This is a genomic window from Novosphingobium sp. Gsoil 351, from assembly GCF_009707465.1.
In the GTDB taxonomy this organism is placed as follows: Bacteria; Pseudomonadota; Alphaproteobacteria; order Sphingomonadales; family Sphingomonadaceae; genus Novosphingobium.
Genome location: NZ_CP046120.1, coordinates 3,608,976 through 3,627,033 on the forward strand (window position 1 = coordinate 3,608,976; position 18,058 = coordinate 3,627,033).

An 18,058-nucleotide genomic window follows, 5' to 3' on the forward strand; every position below is an offset into this window, starting at 1 on the left:
CTGGCTGGGCTTACGTCCAGCCGAGCGGCTGCAGGATCAGCCGTGCGTTCCCGACCACGCGGGCGCATCGATCGGTCCGTCGGGCTTCAAATCGAGCTGAGTAGTGCGCTCGGTGACCAGCAGACCCTTTTCGGCGAGCATTTGCGCCACGGTCGTCGCGTCGACCGGGCGGCCATAGAGATAGCCCTGGCCCTTGTATTTGCCCATCGTGCGCAGTTCGGCGAGTACCTCGGGGCTTTCGATTCCCTCGGCGGTGATCGGCAGGTTCATCCCTTCGCCCAGCGAGGTAATCGACTTGACGATGGTCGAAGCGTCCTTGCTCGCGTTGATCGACGAGACGAAGCTACGATCGATCTTGATCCGGTCGAACGGCAGCGAGCGGAGTTGGGCAAGGCTCGAATAGCCGGTCCCGAAATCGTCGAGGCTGATCGCCACGCCCTGGTTCTTGAGGCTCGTGACGAGCGAGCGGACCACGCCGACGTTCTCGTGAAGGCAGCTCTCGGTGATCTCGATCTCGAGGCGGCTGGCGGGGAAATTGGCCTCCACCAGCAGCTTGAGGATGCGCTGAGCGAACCATGGATCGCGCAACTGGATGGCCGAGATATTGACCGAGATCGTCAGCGAGGGATCCCAAGTGGAGGCATCGCGCAGGGCCTGGGCGATGAGTTGTTCGGACATCTCGGCGATGGCGCCGATTTCCTCGGCGATCGGGATGAAGATCTCGGGGCTGACCAGCCCCAGTGCGGGCGAGCGCCACCGTGCCAGCATCTCGAAGCCGACCAGTTCGCCGGTCTCGAGGTCGATCTGCTGTTCGTAATACGGCACGAATTCGCCGCGGGTCAGGCCGCGGCGGATGCCGGTTTCCAGCTCGCTGCGAAAGCGCAGCTCGTTGGCCATCTCGGGTTCGAACCAGTAATGACAGTTCCGGCCCTGCTTCTTTGCGTGGTACATCGCGATGTCGGCGTTGTGCAGCAGCGCCTGTGCATCGATCCGTCCATCGCCCGACCGAGTCTTGTCGCTGCTCGCGATGCCGATCGAGATCGTCGTTTCGAGCGACAGCCCCTCGTGCTGAAAGGGCATGGCGACGGTTTCGAGGAGGCGGTCGGCGAGGCGGTCGATAGTTGCCGGGTTCGCCGGGTCGAAAGTGATCACCGCCGCGAATTCGTCCCCGCCAAGTCGCGCCAGTACGTTTTCGGGCGGTAGCAGCCGGCTGACCCGCAGCGCCGCGGCATTGAGCAGCGCGTCGCCGGCGACATGACCGTTGAGATCGTTGATCGCCTTGAAGTTGTCGAGATCGAACAGCAGGAACGCTACCGCCTGACCGCGGGATTTGGCCACCGCGAGCAATTCGTCGGTCTTGGGTCCGATGCTGCGCCGGTTGAAGCAGCCGGTCAGCGGGTCGGTCAGGGCGAGCAGACACGCGCGCTTCTCGGCCTCGCGGCGTTCGTCGACCTCGCGTGTCAGATCGTTGTACCGCCGCCAGCCGAAGATGATCAGCGCGATGTTCAGGAGCAACGCATTGACCAGCATCCCGTCGGGGCCCTGGCCGCCTTGGGTCCAAGCCCGGACGACCTGCGGCAGGACGCTCCCGCCCGTGCCCACGAACATGATGATCGCCGCGGCGGCAAGGCCCAGCGCGACGACATCGCGCTGGGCCTTGCCGACGCGCGTTTGAGCGACGTCCGCCACGTGGGCAGGGTCGGTCGCGGGCGACGGATGCGACAACTCGATTTCCCCCTGGTCCATCATCCTCGCCTAGCCCAAACGGGGCTAACAACCGGTTAAGTGATGTGCCCGAGCCGTGACGGCGCTTGCCAGCAACGTGCGTGATGGCTAAGGGCACCCGCAACATCGGCTTTCCGCAAGGGGCCGGATCACCACGACGCCGACGAAATGCGGCGCGCCGGTCGGCGAGGTTTCGCCCACCGGCGTTTTTTGCGTTTCGCTAGAACGAACGGAAGAGCCAGTGTTCGACAGCCTGTCCGATCGCCTCAGCACCGTCTTCGACAAGCTGCGTGGCCGCGGCGCGCTCAGCGAGGACGACGTCCGCGCCGCAATGCGCGAAGTGCGGATCGCGCTGCTCGAGGCTGACGTCGCGCTGCCGGTGGTGCGGCGGTTCGTCGACCGGGTGACCGAGGCGGCGATCGGCCAGCAAGTGCTGCGCTCGGTGACGCCGGGTCAGCAGGTCGTCAAAATCGTCAACGACGAGCTGATCGCGACGCTGGGCGGCGACGACGGCAAGTCATCAGAGCTCGACCTCAACGCCGCCCCGCCGGTGGTGATCCTGATGGCCGGGCTTCAGGGATCGGGCAAGACCACCAGCACCGCCAAGATCGCCAAGGTGCTGAAGGAGCGACACGGCAAGAAGGTGCTGATGGCGTCGCTCGACGTCTATCGCCCCGCCGCACAGGAACAGCTCCGCGTGCTCGGCGAGCAAATCGACGTCGCCACGCTGCCGATCGTCGATGGCCAGATGCCGGTGGCGATTGCCTCCCGTGCGTTGCAGTCGGCCAAGCTCCAGGCGGTCGATGTTCTGCTGCTCGATACCGCCGGGCGGCTCCACGTCGATCCCGCGCTGATGGACGAGCTGAAAGCGGTCGAGGCCGCCACCCGGCCGCGCGAGACGCTGCTGGTGGTCGATGCACTGACCGGGCAGGACGCCGTCAACGTCGCGCAGAGCTTTGCCGGACAGGTCGAGCTGACCGGCGTCGTGCTCACCCGGATGGACGGCGACGCGCGCGGCGGTGCGGCGCTTTCGATGCGCGCGGTCACTGGTAAGCCGATCAAGTTTGCCGGCACGGGCGAAAAACTCGACGGCATCGAGAGCTTCGATCCTGCGCGCGTAGCGGGTCGCATTCTCGGGATGGGCGACATCGTCTCGATCGTCGAGAAGGCGGCGGCGACGATCCAGCAGGACGAGGCGGAGAAGCTCGCGGGGCGGTTGGCCAAGGGCCAGTTCGATCTCGAAGACTTGCGTACCCAGCTGCGCCAGATGACCAAGATGGGCGGCTTGGGCATGCTCGCTGGTCTGATGCCGGGGATGAAGCAGGCAAAGCAAGCCTTGGCGCAAAGCGGCGACGACAAGGTGCTCCAGCGGATGGAGGCGATCATCGGTTCGATGACCCCCAAGGAACGCAGCCGTCCCGAACTGCTCAACGCCAGGCGCAAGATTCGCGTCGCCAAGGGGGCGGGTGTGCAGGTGCAGGACGTCAACCGGGTGCTCAAGATGCACAAGGATATGAGCGGGGCGATGAAGCAGTTGCGCAAGATGGGCGGCCTGAAGGGCTTGGGCGCCTTGTTCGGCAAGGGCGGAATTCCCGGCATGGGCGGCGGCGGAATGGGTGGATCGCCCGGCCTCGGCGGAGGAGGCGGCCAGCTGCCCGGCCTGGGTGGCGGCGGGCTTCCCGGCAACCTCAACGATCTTCTCAAGAGATAATCGACTTTAGCGAATTCAACGACCAAGATTTTCAGGAAAGGTAGAATACAATGTCTGTTTCCATGCGTCTGTCGCGCGGCGGTTCCAAGAAGCGTCCTTATTACCGGATCGTGGTGGCCAACAGCCGGGCCCCGCGCGACGGCAACTATCTCGAGCAGATCGGGACCTACAATCCGTTGCTCGCCAAGGACGACGCCAACCGCGTCAAGCTGACTGAGGATCGTGCTCGTTATTGGCTGGGCGTCGGCGCGCAGCCGACCGACCGCGTCGCGCGGATGCTCGACAAGGCCGGGATCAAGGAACGCGCGGCGACCAACAACCCGAAAAAGGCCGAGCCGGGCCAGAAGGCCAAGGATCGGGCCGAGGACCGCGCGACCAAGCTCGCCGAAGCCGAGGAAGCCAAGGCCGCGGCAGCTGCCGCTCCGGCGCCTGAGCCCGAGCCGGAAGTCGAGGTCGCCGCAGAGGAAGCAGCTCCGGAGGCGCCCGCCGAGGAAGCCGCTCCCGAGGCGCCGACTGAAGAGCCCGTCGCCGAAGTCGCCAGCGAGGACGCGCCGTCGGACGCCGCTCCCGAGGCGGCTCAGGAAGCAACCAACGAAGCGACCCCAAACTCCGATGCGGGTGACGATGCCCAAGTAGGCGAGGGCGAAAGCGCTCAAGCTCCGGCCGAGGGCTGACGATTGATCCCGGACAAGCCCGTCACGCTTGCCGCCATCATCGGCGCGCACGGCGTGACGGGCGAAGTCCGGCTCAAGCTGTTCGGCGAGGGCGTAGCGTCTTTGAAGCCGCACAAGGCATTCAACGGCGGTGCGCTGACGATCCTGAAACTCAAGGACGATGGCAAGGGCGGCGCCATCGCCCGCTTCGCTGGAGTGGCCGACCGCACCGCCGCCGAAGCCCTGCGCGGCACCGCACTGACCGTCCCCCGCTCGGCGCTGCCGCCGTTGGGCGAGGGCGAGTACTACCACACCGACCTGATCGGCCTTCCCGCAGTCTCGACCGAGGGCGAGCCGCTCGGGTTGTGCGTCGCGGTCGAGAACTTCGGCGCGGGCGATGTGATCGAAATCGAGAAGGCTGACGGCATGCGCTTCATGGTGCCGATGACCGCCGAGGCCGTGCCGGAATGGGGAGATCGGCTGCTCATCGACGCAGCCTTCGCCGCGGGATGACCTTCTCCGCCGCCGTTCTCACTCTCTATCCGGAGATGTTTCCCGGGCCGCTCGGCATGTCGCTCGCTGGGCGGGCGCTGACCGACGGCGCGTGGTCGCTCGACGCCGTCCACATCCGCGACTTCGCCACCGACAGGCACCGCACCGTCGATGATACCCCAGCGGGTGGCGGGGCGGGGATGGTGCTGCGCGCGGATATCGTCGCGCGAGCGGTCGATCATGCCACGGTGCTCCACCCCGCCAACCCGGTCATCGCGATGACCCCGCGCGGCGCACCGCTGACCCAGGCGCGCATCCGCGAGCTTGCCTCCGGCCCTGGCGTCACCATCCTGTGCGGGCGCTTCGAGGGCTTCGACGAACGCTTGTTCGAGGCCCGCCCCGCCATCGAACAGGTCAGCCTCGGCGACATCGTCTTGTCCGGCGGAGAGCCCGCTGCGATCGCGTTGCTCGACGCTTGCATTCGCCTGCTCCCCGGCGTAATGGGCGCGCCTTCCAGCGGGACCGAGGAATCGTTCGAGGACGGACTTCTCGAGTACCCGCACTATACCCGGCCCCAGCAATGGGAAGGGCGCACGATCCCCGAAGTGCTGCGATCGGGGGATCATGCGAAGATCGCGGCCTGGCGGAAACGGCAGGCGGAGATCGACACACGGTTACGCAGGCCGGACCTTTGGGAGCGCCACACCGGCGCTCGGGACCAGCCTGCCTCTGGCGCGCGGCGTGAAAAGAAGGACCAGGTCGAATGAACCTGATTCAGACCCTCGAGGCCGAGGCCATCGAGGAATTCAAGGGCCGGAAGGACATTCCGGAATTCCGCGCGGGAGACACCGTCCGCGTCGGCGTGCGCGTCGTCGAGGGCGAGCGCACCCGCGTCCAGGCGTTCGAGGGTGTGTGCATCGCGCGTTCGAACCGTGGGCTCGGTTCGAACTTCACCGTGCGCAAGATGTCGTTCGGCGAGGGTGTGGAACGCGTATTCCCGCTGTACTCACCCAACATCGACAGCATCGTCGTGGTCCGCCGCGGCGTGGTCCGTCGCGCCAAGCTCTATTACCTGCGCGGCCGCACCGGCAAGCGCGCGCGTATTGCAGAGCGCAAAGTCATTAAGACTACGACGGCGGCCGCGGAATGAGCTGAAGACCGATCACCATAGCGATCGGGCTGCAACACAGACCGAGACGGCCGGCTTCCCACACAGGAACGCCGGCCGTTCTCGTATTTGAGGAATGAAACGATGGGTTACCGGGTGGTGGTTGTCGGCGCGACGGGGAACGTCGGCCGTGAAATGCTCAACGTCCTGGCGGAACGCGAGTTTCCCGCCGACGAGATCGCCGCTGTCGCCAGCGCGCGCTCGCAGGGCACAGAGGTCGAGTACGGCGAGACCGGGCGGCGCTTCAAGTGCCAGAACATCGCCAACTTCGACTTCACCGGCTGGGACATCGCGTTGTTCGCGGCGGGCTCGGGTCCGGCCAAGGAATACGCGCCCAAGGCCGCGGCGGCGGGCTGCGTGGTGATCGACAACTCGTCGTATTACCGCATGGATCCCGACGTGCCGCTGATCGTGCCCGAGGTGAACCCTGATGCGATCGACGGCTATACCGCGCGCAATATCATCGCCAACCCCAACTGCTCGACCGCGCAGATGGTCGTCGCGCTCAAGCCGTTGCACGACGCCGCGACGATCACGCGCGTGGTGGTCAGCACGTATCAATCGGTCTCGGGCGCGGGCAAGCCGGGGATGGACGAGCTGTTCGAGCAGAGCCGCGCCATTTTCGTGGGCGACCAGGTCTCCATCAACAAGTTCACCAAGCAGATCGCCTTCAACGTGATCCCACACATCGACGTCTTCCTCGACGACGGCTCGACCAAGGAAGAGTGGAAAATGGTGGTCGAGACCAAGAAGATCCTCGATCCCAAGATCAAGGTCGTGGCGACGTGCGTGCGCGTGCCCGTCTTCGTCGGCCATTCGGAGGCGATCAACCTCGAGTTCGCCAACGAGATCGGCGCCGAGCAGGCGCAGGACATTCTGCGCGAGGCGCCCGGCGTGATGCTGATCGACAAGCGCGAGGACGGCGGATACGTGACCCCGATCGAATGCGTCGGTGATGGCGCGACTTACGTCAGCCGCGTCCGCGAGGACTCGACGGTCGAGAACGGCCTCGTGCTGTGGTGCGTTTCGGACAACTTGCGCAAGGGAGCGGCACTAAACGCCGTCCAGATCGCTGAACTCCTCGGAAGGCGTCACCTCAAAAAGGGCTGAGCGCCACAGCGAGGAATTTTCGATGCGCCTTGCCCTGCCGTTCGTCGCGCTCATCGTGCTCGCGGCGTGTGATCGCTCGCCGGAACAACCCGTTCCGGCGGATGCGGCCACCACCGTGCCTGCCTCGGAGGCCAGTGTCTTGCCGATCGCGTCCGCTGCACCGCAAGCTCCGGCCAAAAAGACGCCTCGGGTGACGCTGGCGGCCGACGGCATCATCATGGCTGGCGCGGTCGATGGGCGGGACACCGCCGCCACGCTGAAGTTCGGACGCGATCAGGCGGAAACGTTGGAGGCGATGACCGTCGAATTCGGCAAGCCGAAGTTCGGCAAGCTCGCCGAATGCGGTGCGGGTCCGATGGAGTTCGCCGCGTGGGGGCCGCTGACGCTCAATTTCCTCGGTGGGAAGCTCGTCGGCTGGCGGGCGGAGAAGGGCGCGCCGGTGGTAACCGTCGATGGACTGCAACTGGGCAATACCCTCGCCGAGATTAGCGCCGAACGCTCCGCCCGGCGGGTGCCCGGCACCACCTTGCCCGGCGAGTTCGAGTACGCATCCGGCGACGGCGGGACGATCGGCGGTTTCCTCGATGGCGCAGGCGATGGGGCCAAGGTCGTCAGTTTCCACGCCGGGACGACCTGCTTCTTCCGCTGACCCGAAGTCTCAGCGCCCTTTGGTCAGCGCGCCCGCTTTGTGCGCCGCGCGTTTGCCGTCCTCGGTTTCGACCAGATATTCGGGATTGTCCTTGCTCGCGGCGACGTGGTGGCCCTTGATCTCCATCGGCGCGGTGATCTTTTTCACGACCTTCCCGTGCGCGGTTCCGCCGTGGCTTTTCCAGCTGACGGCATCGCCCTTGGAAAGCGACTTGGGCATGGCTGTTCTCCGATCGGGGTGGCCGTTCAACCGGTGGCGGCGGCGCCAGTTCCGCCTGCCTTCGCCCAACGCTGTACGTGTCGGGCCGAGTTGAGATGCGCTCCGCATTCCAGCCTCGCGCAGCGTCCCTCGACTTCGCTCGGGATGAGCGGCATTGTACCGCAGGGAGACATACGATGGCTCGAATGAAATCCTGGGGGATGCCTGGTCCATGACCCTCGCCGCCGACATCTTCTGGTCGTTCCGCAGCCCTTACAGCTACCTCGCCACGCGCCGCTACCGGGCGCTGGCTGACCAATACGATCTCGCGCTCACCCTGCGGCCGGTCTATCCGTTGGCGATCCGCCAGCCCGATTTCTTTGAGCGCAACCATCCCAGCTGGCTGCGCTACCTGCTCACCGATGTGGTGCGGCTCTCGCAATCTCTGGAGATACCGTTCGCGCCGCCGCGCCCCGATCCGATCGTCCAGGACATCGCCACGCGCCGGATCGCGGATGACCAGCCGCATATCTATCGGCTCACCCGGCTGGGCCAGGCCGCAGCGCGACGGGGGCAAGTCGCTGGCGTTTGCCGACGAGGTTTCGCGGCTGATCTGGGGCGGGACCGCGGGATGGAACGAGGGCGACCACCTTGCCGGGGCGACTCAGCGGGCTGGCCTCGACTTCGCCGAGCTCGAAGCCGAAATCGCCAGCGAGCCCGAGGCGCTGGACGCCGAGATCGCCGCCAACCAGGCTGCGCTCGAAGCCGCCGGGCACTGGGGCGTGCCGACGCTGGTATTCGAGGGCGAGCCTTTCTTCGGCCAGGATCGGATCGATCTGGCGGTATGGCGAATGCAGCAGAAAGGACTGGCCGAACGATGAGCGTGCAGACCGGCGGGTGCCAGTGCGGCAAGGTGCGTTATCGCGTCGAAACCGAGAAGGCGCAGGCGTATCTCTGCCACTGCCGGATGTGCCAGAAGGCGACCGGCGGGTTCGCCGCCGCGTTCGTCCAGGTTCCCGCCGGTGCGTTGACTTGGGAGAGCAAACCCGACTGGTATCAAAGCTCGCCGATCGCGCGGCGGCCGTTCTGTTCGCACTGCGGCACCCCGCTCGGGTTCCACTTCGCCGATGGCAAGGGCAATCCCGACATCACCTTCGGCAGCTTCGACGATCCTTCCGAGTTCACGCCGGAGGCCCACGCGGGGTCGGAGAGCATCCACGAAGCCTGGCTCGATACGCGCGCTCTGCCGCGCCACCACTCCGCGACGACCGAAAGCATCGCCAAGCGCTGGAAGGCGGCCGGGCGCGAGGTTCCCGAGTGAGGGGCGAGTTCTTTGAGGGTTTCGGCGGGGCCAAGCTGGCGCTGCATCGGTTGGGGGCGGGCCGCCCGGTCATACTGCTGCATGGCCTGTTCTCCAGCGCCGAGATGAACTGGATCAGGTTCGGCCATGCCAAGCGCCTCGCCGAGGCGGGGTTCGAGGCGCTGATGCCCGATCTGCGAGCCCACGGAGAGAGCGCCAAGCCGCATGATCCGGCGAGCTATCCGCCCGACGTCCTCGCCAACGATGCCGCCGCGCTGGTCACATACCTTGGCGTGACCGACTACGATCTCGTCGGCTTCTCGCTCGGCTCGCGGACAAGCGTGCGCGCGGTGCTGGCGGGACTCGCGCCGCGCCGTCTGGTGCTGGGCGGGATGGGACTCGAGGGTTTGGCCGGGTGGGCCAGGCGGGCCGCGTTCTTCCTCGACGTGATCGCCCGCTTCGGCTCGATCCGCCCCGGCGACCCGGCCTACATGGCGCAGCAGTTCATGAAATCGATGAAGGTCGATGCCGAGGCGGCGCGGCTGTTGCTGGGGTCGATGGCCGACACCCCGCCCTCCGCGCTGGCCGCGGTGACCATGCCGACACTGGTTCTGTGCGGCGCGCAGGACGATGACAACGGCGATCCCGACGCGCTGGCCGCGGCGCTGCCCGATGCACGCCGCGCGACCGTTCCGGGCACGCACATGGGCTCGGTTACCCAGCCGGAGATGGCTAGCGAGATCGTTTCATTTCTAACCACTTGACGCTGTCCCGGACCGCCGTAACGTGAATTCGCGCCGCGAAGCCTAAGCTTCGGGCACTCTTTGCCGTCACGCCGGAGTCGCTTCCCATGAAAACCATTGCTTCCGCCCTTGCGCTCGCCGCCAGCCTTGCCGCCTCGCCCGCGCTGGCCGAGGATATGGCGCCGCCCGCCACCCCCGCCGAAGTCACGCAATGGGTGAAGTCGGCGGACGCGGCCTATGCCGAGCAAACCGTGGCCCAGGGCCACGCCGACTGGGTCTACCAGACCTATATCAACGACGACTCCGAGTTCGTCTCGGCGCAAGCCGGAGCCACGACGACCAAGATGCAGGTGGCCAACGCCTTGGCCGCGGCGCGTGCCGCCGGCGTGGCCGGGCTGGACAAGGACACCCAGCGCCAGCTCACCATGTTCCGCACGCAGATCACCTCGCCCGCATCGACCAAGCCGGGGGCGGCGGAGGAGGTCGCGCGGCGCACCGCATCGATGCAGGGCGTCTACGGCAAGGGCAAGGGCACGCTGAAGGGTCAGCCGATCAACGGCAGCGACATCGAGGCGGCGATGGGCACCAACCGCAACCCCGACGAGCTCAAGGAGATGTGGGCGAGCTGGCATGACAACGTGGGCAAGCCGATGAAGGCGGACTACGAGCGTACTGCGGCGCTGATGAACGAGGGCGCCAGGGAACTCGGCTTCGCCGACGCAGGCGCGTTGTGGCGGTCCAACTACGACATGGACCCCGACGCCTTCGCCGCGCTGACCGACAAGATCTGGGGTGAGGTCAGGCCGCTCTACGACCAGCTCCACTGCTACACCCGGACCAAGCTCAACGAGAAATACGGCGATGCGGTTCAGGCCAAGACCGGCCCGATCCGCGCCGATCTGCTCGGCAACATGTGGGCGCAGGAATGGGGCAACATCTACGACATCGTCGCTCCTCCGGGCGCGGGCGACATCGGCTACGACACCGGCGAGCTGCTGACCGCCAAGGGCTATGATCCGATCAAGATGGTCAAGGCGGGTGAGGGTTTCTACACCTCGCTCGGCTTCCCCGCGCTGCCCGAGACGTTCTGGCAGCGCTCGCTGTTCGTCAAGCCGGCCGACCGCGAGGTGATCTGCCACGCCAGCGCGTGGGACGTCGACAACAAGGACGACCTGCGGATCAAGATGTGCATCAAGGTCAACGCCGACGACTTCACCACGATCCACCATGAGCTGGGCCACAACTTCTACCAGCGCGCCTACAACCAGCAGCCGCTGCGGATCTATCAGGAGGGCGCCAACGACGGCTTCCACGAGGCGATCGGGGATACGATGGCGCTGTCGATCACGCCCGAATACCTCGTCCAGATTGGCCTGCTCGAACGCAGCCAGGTTCCGCCGGCGAGCAAGGACACCGGGTTGCTGCTGCGCCAGGCGATGGACAAGGTCGCGTTTCTGCCGTTCGGGTTGCTGATCGATAAGTGGCGTTGGGGGGTGTTCTCGGGCAAGATCCAGCCCGCCGACTACAACACTGCGTGGGTCGATCTAAAGCGGCAGTACCAGGGCATCGTCCCGCCGGTCGACCGCCCGGCCGATGCGTTCGATCCGGGAGCGAAGTATCACATCCCGGCCAATGTGCCCTACACGCGCTATTTCCTCGCCCGCGTGCTCCAGTTCCAGTTCTTCGAGGCGGCGTGCAAGATCGCCGGGTGGAAAGGGCCGCTCCACCGCTGCTCGTTCTATGGCAACAAGGCGGTCGGCGCGAAGCTCAACGCGATGCTCGCGATGGGCGCGTCGAAGCCGTGGCCCGATGCGCTGCAGGCCTTCACCGGCAGCCGCGAGATGAGCGGCAAGTCCATGGTCCGCTATTTCGCCCCGTTGACGAAGTGGCTGCAAACGCAGAACAAGGGCAGGACGTGCGGCTGGTAGCTGGCGGATGGTGAGGGCAAGCTGACATGCGATTGGGGCGGGCGATTTCGATAGCGGTGGCTATGGGGCTCGCCGCCCCGGCCATGGCCGCCACGGTTGCGGCGCAGAAGCCCGAATCGCTAGCCGAGGCGCTCAAATCCGCAGGTTACGACGTGACCACCGGCGTCGACGACACCGGCGATCCGGTGCTCGACCTCGTGATGAACGGGTTCAAGGCGCGGCTGCTGTTCCTCGATTGCGACGAGGCGCGGCACGACCAGTGCGGCTCGGTCCAGTTCTTCTCCGCGTTCGATGCCGAGGGCGCGGGGATGAGCCTGGAGGACGCCAACCTGTTCGCACGGCGATATCGCTACGGCGCGGTGAGTGTCACCGCCAACGGCGATCCCCGCCTGCGCTGGGATATCGAGACCGGCGACGGCATCCCGCGCGAGGTGTTCCTGGCCAGCGCGGCGCGCTTCGCCACGACCGTCCAGGCGATGGCGGCGACGCTGTTTCCAAAGGTTGCGGCGGGGCAACAGCCCCGAAGTTGATTGACGCCGATTGCCGATCGCGGATTCGAGCGCTATGGAAGAATTCTTCCCTGGAATGGAAGAATAGATCATGAACCTCAATATCAAGAGCGCCGAAACGCACCGTCTTGCCGTTCAACTCGCCAAGGAGACGGGCGACAGCATCACCGGGGCGGTCACCAAGGCGATCCGGGCCGAGCTTCGCAAGCGCGAAGACAAGCAAGCCAAGCTTGCAAGGATCGAGAAAATTCTCGAGTACACTTCCAAGGCGCTGCGTGGCGGGCCGGGCTCCGCCGATATCGACGCGCTGCTCTATGATGAGGCGGGGCTGCCCAAGTGATCGTCGATTCATCGGCGCTTATCGCGATGTTGAACAAAGAGGCGGGCTACCAGCGATTGGCGAGAGCTTTGGTTGATTCCGAGGCGCTGCCCCAGATTGCTAGCGGCAATTTTCTAGAGACGGCGATCGTGGCCGACGGCCGACGCGATCCAGTACTAAGCCGACGATTCGACGATCTTCTCGACCAGTTCGATATCGAGATTGTCTCCTTCACCCCCGAGCTCGCCGAAATCGCACGGCAAGCCTATCGTGATTTCGGCAAGGGCAGCGGGCATCCGGCAAAGCTCAACTTCGGCGACTGCATGGCCTATGCTCTGGCACGAAGCGAGGGAAAGCCATTGCTCTACGTCGGCAACGATTTCACCCACACCGACATCGAAGCGGCGTGATCACCTGAACGGCGGCTCGTTGAACGCCCTTAGCTTGCGGCTGTGCAGCCTTGGGCCCTCGGCACGCAGTAGTTCGCAGGCCTGCGTCCCGATCGCCAAATGCCCGGCGATGGCTTCCTCGTAGAACTGGTTGGCCTGGCCGGGCAGCTTGATCTCGCCGTGCAGCGGCTTGTCCGAAACGCACAGCAGCGTCCCGTAAGGCACCCGGAAGCGATAGCCTTGCGCGGCGATGGTCGCGCTTTCCATGTCGATCCCGACCGCGCGGCTCAGGCTCAGGCGGCGGGCCGAATGAGTGTAGCGCAGCTCCCAGTTGCGATCGTCGGTGGTGACCACGGTGCCGGTCCGCATCCGCCGCTTGAGGTCGGCGCCGCCCTGGCCGCTGACCAGCTCGGCCGCCTTCTGCAGCGCGACCTGGACTTCGGCGATGGCGGGAATCGGGATTTCCGGCGGCAGCACCGGATCGAGCACGTGGTCGTCGCGCAGATAGGCGTGGGCCAGCACATAGTCGCCGATCTTCTGGGTTGGCCGCAGCCCGCCGCAGTGCCCGATCATCAGCCATGCCTCTGGCCGCAGGACGGCGAGGTGATCGGTGATTGTCTTGGCATTGGACGGGCCGACCCCGATGTTGACCAGGGTGATCCCGCTGCGGTCTGGCGCGCACAGGTGATAGGCGGGCATCTGGTGCCGCCGCCACGCCGTGTCCGCAACCAGCCCGCGCGCGTCGGCGGTATGGTCGGTGACCAGCAGCCCGCCCGCACCGACCAGTTGCGAATATCTACCGTTGCCGAGCTGCTGCCCGGCCCACAGCACGAACTCGTCGACATAGCGGTGGTAGTTGGTGAACAGGATATAGCGCTGGACGTGCTCGGGCGCGGTGCCGGTGTAGTGCGCCAGCCGGGCCAGGCTGAAATCGGTGCGCAAGCCATCGAACAGGCTCAGCGGCAGGCTGCGAGCGGTGTGGCCCATGTCGTAGCCGTCGGCTAGCTCGTCGCCGATCATCGCCAGCTCTGTGGTCGGGAAATAGCGCGCCAGGTCCTGCGGCGAGACCGCGCCGAGCCCCGCGCCGTACGCGCCGTCAAGCACGTAAGGAAACGGCATCTCCTGGGTCGACGGGCCGACCTCGATCCGCACGTCGTAGCCGGTGTCGATAAGGCGGAGCTGTTCGGACAGGTAATCGGCATAGAGCGCCGGGCGGGTGATCGTGCACGAATAGGTGCCCTGGGTGGTCAGCCGTCCGAACGAATGGCTCGAACTGCCCGAGTGCTCCTCGCCGCCATAGTGGATGCGCAGCTCGGGATAGCAGTAGCTGCCGTCGCGGCGGCGTTCGGGGGGGCGCGCTGCCATTGGCGGCATAGGCGGCGATGTCTTCGCGCAGACACGCGACCGCGGCGTCGTAGATGCGGGAAAGTTCCGCGATGATCTGATCGGGCGATTCCATCGCGGGGCGATAGCGCGCGGCGGGGGGTTATTCAAACCGGACCCAAACACCCAAGTCCGCTTACCGGCGTGGCCCCACCGCTCGTGTCGAGCGAAGTCGCGACACGCAAGCGATGGCGTAAACTTGCGCGCGGTGTCTCGACGGTCGCCTGCTGCGCAGGCTGCTCGACATGAGCCGGACTTGGGGGAAGACCTAACCCCCAACCCCCAGCCGCCGCATCGCGCGCCACGCCAGCGCCTTGCCGCGGTTGGCTGCCGGAAACGCTCCCGGTCGCCGCGGGCGCATGCCCATGCCGCGCAAGACCCGGTTGAATGCTCGCGCATCGGCCTCGGCATAGCTCCATTCCGACCGCCAGGTGATCGACAGCGAAATCGAGGGTGCGGGTCCGTTCCGGACCCAATGGGGCGCCTTGACCGGAACATGGACCGCTTCGCCCGGGGCCAGGTGCACCGCCTCGCCCAGCGCGGCGAAGGCGTCGTTCCACGGCAGGTTGCGATGGTGCTGGCCAAGGTGGAACGCCTCTTGCGCCTCGGCTGAAAGCAGGCGCTCGTCGCCGCCGGGGAACACCGTCAACGTCTTGGTTCCCCGCAACTGGAGCAGGATGTTGTGCTCGGGATCGAAGTGGAACGGGGTGACCGATCCGGGTGAGCTGACGAACACGAACCCCTCGAGCTGGTGCATCGCCCCGGTGCGCGGGGTAGCGACGGCCTCCAGCTCGGCCAGCGCCGCGCGCAGCAGCGCGGCATAGGCGGGAACCTGCTCGATCCGCTTGAGCACCACCCACGAGGCGCTGGTGTCGATCCCGCGGATCGTCTCGCCCACGCCCAGCGTGGCCCGCGGCACGTCCCCCGGATCGACCCCGATCGGCAGCGTGCCGGGGTTCCACTCGGCGCTGCCGGCGGGCAACGCCTCGGCCAGTGCGGCCAGCGCGTCCAGCGTCAACAGCGGATGACCGGCCAGCCCATGCGCCAGCTTGCCCGCCCGCGTCGGATAGAGCGCGGCGAACGCAGCGCGCGCGTCGGGCGGAAAGATGGCTGCCTCGCTCAAGCCCGCGGCGTTAGCAGCGCGGGGTAAACAGACGGCAAAGGGCAGTTTTTCCTCGCCCTTTCAGGCGAGAGGATACGAAGACTTGCGAGCTTGCTCGCGAGTCGCAGTTGGAGAGGGCTCGCGGCAAGGCGCCATGCCGCTACCCCTCACCAAGCCGCGCTAGCTTCTTGAAGAAGCAAGCTTCGCTATCCTTTCCCGCAAGGGGAGAGGGGATCGTGGCGGATCCATTTTCCTACATCGTGCCGGCGGGCTACATGCTGGCGGATGGCGCGAGTTGGTTCTTTCTCGGGTGAAGCGCAGGGCTGGCGCTCGGGCTTGCACGGCGGAAGGTCACAACACCTCTGTCGCTCGTGGCCTACAAGCTATTGTTCTTACGACGATAGTCTGTCGAAAGTCACACAGTTTAGCGCGCCGTCTCGCGGTCCATCCGGCGGGGGCGCGCGGCGGTTGCATTCGCGGGGGAAACCTGTATGTGCCCCGCTTCCCCGCCGCCGTGCGCCGGGGATCACGAAAGCCGGAGGGGCCCCGCAATCCGCGGATCAGCCAGCGGTCGGCAACAAGGAGATGCGCAGCGATGCCGCTGTACGAACACGTATTCCTGGCCCGCCAGGACCTCAGCCAGGCGCAGGTCGATGCGCTGGCCCAAACCGCCACCGAGATCGTCGAAGCCGGCAAGGGCAAGGTCACCAAGACCGAGACCTGGGGCCTGCGCTCGCTGGCCTACAAGATCGCCAAGAACCGCAAGGCGCACTTCGTGCTGCTCAACATCGACGCCCCCGCGGGCGTGGTGGCCGAGCTCGAGCGCCAGACCGCGATCAGCGAAGACGTCATCCGGTTCATGACCGTGCGCGTCGACGAGCTTGAGGGCGGACCCTCGGTGATGATGCGCAAGCAGGATCGCGAGCGCACCCGCCGCCGCGAACGCGAGGGAGAATAAGCCATGGCACGCCCGTTTTTCCGCCGCCGCAAGTCATGCCCGTTTTCGGGCAAGAACGCGCCCAAGATCGATTACAAGGACGTCCGTCTGCTCCAGGGCTTCATGTCCGAGCGCGGCAAGATCGTCCCCAGCCGCATCACCGCGGTCTCGGCCAAGAAGCAGCGCGAGCTGAGCCAGGCGATCAAGCGCGCCCGCCAGATCGGCCTGCTGCCGTACCTCGTGAAGTAAGGAGCGCACGCCATGGACATCATCCTGCTCGAGCGGATCGAGAAGCTGGGCGGCATCGGCGACGTGGTCTCCGTCAAGGACGGCTACGCGCGCAACTTCCTGCTGCCCAACAAGAAGGCGCTGCGCGCCAACGAATCGAACAAGAAGGTCTTCGAGGCCAACCGCTCGAAGATCGAGGCTGACAACGCCAACCGTCGCGGCGAGGCCGAGAAGCATGCCAAGGACGTCGAGGGCAAGCAGGTCGTCCTGATCCGCGCCTCGTCGAACTCGGGCCAGCTCTATGGTTCGGTTTCGGTGCGCGACATCGTCGATGCGCTGAACGCCGATGGCGCCAAGCTGGCCAAGTCGATGGTCGTGCTCGAACGCCCGATCAAGTCGATCGGCCTCTACGACGTGCGCGTGGCGCTGCACCCCGAAGTCGCGGTGCTGGTCAAGGTCAACGTCGCGCGGTCGCCCGACGAGGCCGAATTGCAGGCCCAGGGCGTCGACGTAATGGCGGCGATGTTCGAGGAGGCCAGCGTGCCGTCGGGCTTCACCGAAGCACAGGACCGCAGCCTCGAGCCCGGCGAAATCCCCGCCGACATGTTCGAGGAGGCTCCGGCCGAGGAGGGCGAGGAAGCCTGAACGCTTCGTCGTCCGGCCGACTGTTCCAGAAGGGCGCCCCTCATCCGGGCGCCCTTTTTTGTTCGCAAGGCCGCGCGCTCGTTGCAACTCGTCGCCCAGGCGGCCGGCGCGTAACGCGAATTTAACTACTTTGTCGCGAGGTGAGGGCTCCACGCGAAAGCCAGACCATGCCCATCGCCGCCCACTTCGAACCCATTCCCCACAGCGACGACCCGCGCTACGCGGTGCGCTACACCCTCCGCCTCGAAGCTACCGGCGCCACCGCCGACGGCGAGACGACGCGAGTTACCGTGCATAACGTCTCGGCCGGCGGCCTGCTGATCGAGACCGCGGCGATGCTCGCGATCGGCGAGGCCATCACCCTCGATCTGCCGGAAGCCGGGGGTCGCCGCGCCACGGTCACCTGGGCGAGCGGGACATACTATGGTTGCCAGTTCGATACCCCGCTGAGCTCGGCGGAACTCAGCGGCGCGCAGTTGCGCAGCGAAGCCCCGGTTCCGCGCCCCGCGCTGTCCGCGCTCGATGACGATTTCGGCCACCGCCTGCAGCGCTTGCGCAAACAGCGTGGGATGACGCTGGCCCAGATCGCCGACCGGCTGGGGGTGAGCAAGCCGACGGTGTGGGCGTGGGAGCAGGGCCGCAGCCGCCCGGTCGGAAACCGTATCGACCCGCTCGCCGAAGCGCTGGGGGTGGCCCGATCCGAACTCTATCCAGACGTCGGCGACCGGTCGCACCTCCACGACCTGCTCGCCCGCGCCCGCGCCGAAATCGCCACTGCCGCCGGGTCGAGCCCCGACAAGATTCGTATCCTGATCGAACTGTGACCGGCGGGGCTCTCCCCACAAAAAATTACCGGGCAAGTCCACAAA

General features: G+C 66.3%; 19 protein-coding genes and 3 pseudogenes. 18 read left to right on the forward strand and 4 right to left on the reverse strand.

Translation table 11 applies throughout. The features are described from left to right. Window positions 1–36: 36 nt before the first annotated feature. Window positions 37–1,746 (reverse strand): bifunctional diguanylate cyclase/phosphodiesterase, encoded by a 1,710-nt coding sequence (locus tag GKE62_RS17360; protein ID WP_154693321.1) that lies wholly within the window; start codon window positions 1,744–1,746, stop codon window positions 37–39. A 220-nt stretch (window positions 1,747–1,966) separates the two neighbouring features. Between GKE62_RS17360 and ffh the strand changes: the two genes are divergently transcribed. From ffh to GKE62_RS17395, 7 genes and pseudogenes are all read left to right on the forward strand, one after another. Then, window positions 1,967–3,436 carry a signal recognition particle protein gene (gene ffh, locus GKE62_RS17365; protein WP_154693322.1) on the forward strand — a complete coding sequence of 490 codons (1,470 nt, stop codon included), beginning with the start codon at window positions 1,967–1,969 and terminating at the stop codon, window positions 3,434–3,436. Between the two features lie 50 nt (window positions 3,437–3,486). Then, window positions 3,487–3,942 (forward strand): annotated as a pseudogene (gene rpsP, locus GKE62_RS17370) (30S ribosomal protein S16); the annotation flags it as partial. 171 nt (window positions 3,943–4,113) lie between these two features. After that, the gene (gene rimM / locus GKE62_RS17375; RefSeq protein ID WP_154693324.1) at window positions 4,114–4,602 is read left to right on the forward strand and encodes a ribosome maturation factor RimM; all 489 of its coding nucleotides are present in this window, start codon (window positions 4,114–4,116) and stop codon (window positions 4,600–4,602) included. Continuing rightward, window positions 4,599–5,348 carry a tRNA (guanosine(37)-N1)-methyltransferase TrmD gene (gene trmD / locus GKE62_RS17380; RefSeq protein WP_154693325.1) on the forward strand — a complete coding sequence of 250 codons (750 nt, stop codon included), beginning with the start codon at window positions 4,599–4,601 and terminating at the stop codon, window positions 5,346–5,348. Before rimM ends, trmD begins: the two co-directional genes overlap by 4 nt. Beyond that, window positions 5,345–5,731, forward strand: coding sequence for a 50S ribosomal protein L19 (rplS, locus tag GKE62_RS17385; protein ID WP_154693326.1), 387 nt, complete (start codon window positions 5,345–5,347; stop codon window positions 5,729–5,731). Before trmD ends, rplS begins: the two co-directional genes overlap by 4 nt. Before the next feature lie 102 nt (window positions 5,732–5,833). Further along, window positions 5,834–6,859 carry an aspartate-semialdehyde dehydrogenase gene (locus GKE62_RS17390; RefSeq protein WP_154693327.1) on the forward strand — a complete coding sequence of 342 codons (1,026 nt, stop codon included), beginning with the start codon at window positions 5,834–5,836 and terminating at the stop codon, window positions 6,857–6,859. Window positions 6,860–6,881: 22 nt separating this feature from the next. Then, window positions 6,882–7,508 (forward strand): hypothetical protein, encoded by a 627-nt coding sequence (locus GKE62_RS17395; RefSeq protein WP_154693328.1) that lies wholly within the window; start codon window positions 6,882–6,884, stop codon window positions 7,506–7,508. 9 nt (window positions 7,509–7,517) lie between these two features. Here the strand turns inward: GKE62_RS17395 and GKE62_RS17400 are convergent, their stop codons facing one another. Continuing rightward, window positions 7,518–7,727 carry a DUF2945 domain-containing protein gene (locus GKE62_RS17400; protein ID WP_154693329.1) on the reverse strand — a complete coding sequence of 70 codons (210 nt, stop codon included), beginning with the start codon at window positions 7,725–7,727 and terminating at the stop codon, window positions 7,518–7,520. Between the two features lie 211 nt (window positions 7,728–7,938). Between GKE62_RS17400 and GKE62_RS17405 the strand changes: the two are divergent. The 7 genes and pseudogenes from GKE62_RS17405 to GKE62_RS17435 all read left to right on the forward strand — a co-directional run bounded on the left by GKE62_RS17405 (window position 7,939) and on the right by GKE62_RS17435 (window position 12,915). After that, window positions 7,939–8,587: pseudogene (locus tag GKE62_RS17405) on the forward strand (2-hydroxychromene-2-carboxylate isomerase). Then, window positions 8,584–9,027 (forward strand): GFA family protein, encoded by a 444-nt coding sequence (locus GKE62_RS17410; RefSeq protein ID WP_154693330.1) that lies wholly within the window; start codon window positions 8,584–8,586, stop codon window positions 9,025–9,027. Before GKE62_RS17405 ends, GKE62_RS17410 begins: the two are co-directional and overlap by 4 nt. Then, on the forward strand, window positions 9,024–9,770 hold the full coding sequence (locus tag GKE62_RS17415; protein ID WP_230206788.1) for an alpha/beta fold hydrolase: 747 nt from the start codon (window positions 9,024–9,026) through the stop codon (window positions 9,768–9,770). The genes GKE62_RS17410 and GKE62_RS17415 overlap by 4 nt, the downstream gene beginning before the upstream one ends. A gap of 86 nt (window positions 9,771–9,856) precedes the next feature. Continuing rightward, a complete protein-coding gene (locus GKE62_RS17420) occupies window positions 9,857–11,677 on the forward strand; it encodes a M2 family metallopeptidase (RefSeq protein WP_154693331.1) in 1,821 nt (606 codons plus the stop codon). A 62-nt stretch (window positions 11,678–11,739) separates the two neighbouring features. Beyond that, window positions 11,740–12,207, forward strand: coding sequence for a YbjN domain-containing protein (locus GKE62_RS17425; protein WP_195908504.1), 468 nt, complete (start codon window positions 11,740–11,742; stop codon window positions 12,205–12,207). Between the two features lie 70 nt (window positions 12,208–12,277). Beyond that, window positions 12,278–12,526: a type II toxin-antitoxin system VapB family antitoxin gene (locus GKE62_RS17430; RefSeq protein ID WP_154693333.1), complete on the forward strand. Its 249-nt coding sequence runs from the start codon at window positions 12,278–12,280 to the stop codon at window positions 12,524–12,526. After that, a complete protein-coding gene (locus GKE62_RS17435) occupies window positions 12,523–12,915 on the forward strand; it encodes a type II toxin-antitoxin system VapC family toxin (RefSeq protein WP_154693334.1) in 393 nt (130 codons plus the stop codon). The genes GKE62_RS17430 and GKE62_RS17435 overlap by 4 nt, the downstream gene beginning before the upstream one ends. Here the strand turns inward: GKE62_RS17435 and GKE62_RS17440 are convergent. Together GKE62_RS17440 and GKE62_RS17445 are read right to left on the reverse strand one after the other, a co-directional pair. After that, window positions 12,916–14,353: pseudogene (locus GKE62_RS17440) on the reverse strand (AMP nucleosidase). Between the two features lie 192 nt (window positions 14,354–14,545). Next, on the reverse strand, window positions 14,546–15,400 hold the full coding sequence (locus GKE62_RS17445) for a cupin-like domain-containing protein (RefSeq protein ID WP_154693335.1): 855 nt from the start codon (window positions 15,398–15,400) through the stop codon (window positions 14,546–14,548). 574 nt (window positions 15,401–15,974) lie between these two features. On the opposite strand from GKE62_RS17445, the gene rpsF reads away from it, so the two are divergent. The 4 genes from rpsF (at window position 15,975) to GKE62_RS17465 (ending at window position 18,013) form a co-directional block, all read left to right on the forward strand. Continuing rightward, window positions 15,975–16,337, forward strand: a complete 363-nt coding sequence (rpsF, locus tag GKE62_RS17450; protein ID WP_154693336.1) for a 30S ribosomal protein S6 — start codon at window positions 15,975–15,977, stop codon at window positions 16,335–16,337. Between the two features lie 3 nt (window positions 16,338–16,340). Continuing rightward, a complete protein-coding gene (gene rpsR / locus GKE62_RS17455) occupies window positions 16,341–16,565 on the forward strand; it encodes a 30S ribosomal protein S18 (protein WP_154693337.1) in 225 nt (74 codons plus the stop codon). A gap of 12 nt (window positions 16,566–16,577) precedes the next feature. Then, window positions 16,578–17,189: a 50S ribosomal protein L9 gene (gene rplI, locus GKE62_RS17460; protein ID WP_154693338.1), complete on the forward strand. Its 612-nt coding sequence runs from the start codon at window positions 16,578–16,580 to the stop codon at window positions 17,187–17,189. Between the two features lie 167 nt (window positions 17,190–17,356). Then, window positions 17,357–18,013 carry a helix-turn-helix domain-containing protein gene (locus GKE62_RS17465; protein ID WP_154693339.1) on the forward strand — a complete coding sequence of 219 codons (657 nt, stop codon included), beginning with the start codon at window positions 17,357–17,359 and terminating at the stop codon, window positions 18,011–18,013. Window positions 18,014–18,058 lie beyond the last annotated feature (45 nt).

Bases quoted from the DNA above. Each gene is read 5' to 3' on its own strand.
- GKE62_RS17360 (WP_154693321.1), bottom strand. From the start codon at position 1,746: ATGGACCAGGGGGAAATCGAGTTGTCGCATCCGTCGCCCGCGACCGAC.
- trmD (WP_154693325.1), top strand. From the start codon at position 4,599: ATGACCTTCTCCGCCGCCGTTCTCACTCTCTATCCGGAGATGTTTCCC.
- rplS (WP_154693326.1), top strand. From the start codon at position 5,345: ATGAACCTGATTCAGACCCTCGAGGCCGAGGCCATCGAGGAATTCAAG.
- GKE62_RS17390 (WP_154693327.1), top strand. From the start codon at position 5,834: ATGGGTTACCGGGTGGTGGTTGTCGGCGCGACGGGGAACGTCGGCCGT.
- GKE62_RS17395 (WP_154693328.1), top strand. From the start codon at position 6,882: ATGCGCCTTGCCCTGCCGTTCGTCGCGCTCATCGTGCTCGCGGCGTGT.
- GKE62_RS17400 (WP_154693329.1), bottom strand. From the start codon at position 7,727: ATGCCCAAGTCGCTTTCCAAGGGCGATGCCGTCAGCTGGAAAAGCCAC.
- GKE62_RS17410 (WP_154693330.1), top strand. From the start codon at position 8,584: ATGAGCGTGCAGACCGGCGGGTGCCAGTGCGGCAAGGTGCGTTATCGC.
- GKE62_RS17420 (WP_154693331.1), top strand. From the start codon at position 9,857: ATGAAAACCATTGCTTCCGCCCTTGCGCTCGCCGCCAGCCTTGCCGCC.
- GKE62_RS17425 (WP_195908504.1), top strand. From the start codon at position 11,740: ATGGGGCTCGCCGCCCCGGCCATGGCCGCCACGGTTGCGGCGCAGAAG.
- GKE62_RS17430 (WP_154693333.1), top strand. From the start codon at position 12,278: ATGAACCTCAATATCAAGAGCGCCGAAACGCACCGTCTTGCCGTTCAA.
- rpsF (WP_154693336.1), top strand. From the start codon at position 15,975: ATGCCGCTGTACGAACACGTATTCCTGGCCCGCCAGGACCTCAGCCAG.
- rpsR (WP_154693337.1), top strand. From the start codon at position 16,341: ATGGCACGCCCGTTTTTCCGCCGCCGCAAGTCATGCCCGTTTTCGGGC.
- rplI (WP_154693338.1), top strand. From the start codon at position 16,578: ATGGACATCATCCTGCTCGAGCGGATCGAGAAGCTGGGCGGCATCGGC.
- GKE62_RS17465 (WP_154693339.1), top strand. From the start codon at position 17,357: ATGCCCATCGCCGCCCACTTCGAACCCATTCCCCACAGCGACGACCCG.